This is a genomic window from Paenibacillus xylanivorans, assembly GCF_001280595.1.
Taxonomy (GTDB): domain Bacteria; phylum Bacillota; class Bacilli; order Paenibacillales; family Paenibacillaceae; genus Paenibacillus; species Paenibacillus xylanivorans.
Window position 1 is genome coordinate 1 of record NZ_LITU01000062.1, and the last position, 487, is coordinate 487.

Annotated in this window: 1 protein-coding gene; it reads left to right on the forward strand. The window is 37.8% G+C overall.

The window, feature by feature from the left end; genetic code table 11:
* Nucleotides 1-215: 215 nt before the first annotated feature.
* Nucleotides 216-487, forward strand: a 272-nt coding sequence (locus AMS66_RS16945) for a MarR family winged helix-turn-helix transcriptional regulator (protein ID WP_144424521.1), incomplete at its 3' end; no start/stop codon positions are given.

Below are 487 nucleotides of genomic sequence, written 5' to 3' on the forward strand. Positions count from 1 at the left end.
CGTACATTTGTAATCGCCGTAACTTGTTCTAACGCAGCAGTTTGAGTTAACTTCTCCATCTGAATCCCTCCTGAATGTTTGTTCTTAAACAATTCGAATATTAACTGTTAGTTTTCTAACTGTCAACAGGCTAATGTTTTTTGACAAGCGAATAGGATCGCTGTATAGTTTACTCACTTACAATTAGATACCTAACAATCACAGGGGGGACGATTATGAATTTCCGAAAGGAAACACCTTATCTGGATTTATTTCAGATTATCGGTCTTAAGTTAAAGAAAAGAGCGGACGAGAGTATAAAAGAGCTGGGGCTAAACGCTCAACAAGGAAAAGTAATCGATTATATTTACGAAAACCAAAATAGTCATATTATTCAAATGGATCTTGCAGATCGGTTTCATCTACGTCGGGCCAGCATTACAAGTATGCTTCAAGCTCTAGAGCAAAAAGGGTTAATCGAGCGTAAAATCCCGGCCAATAATGAACG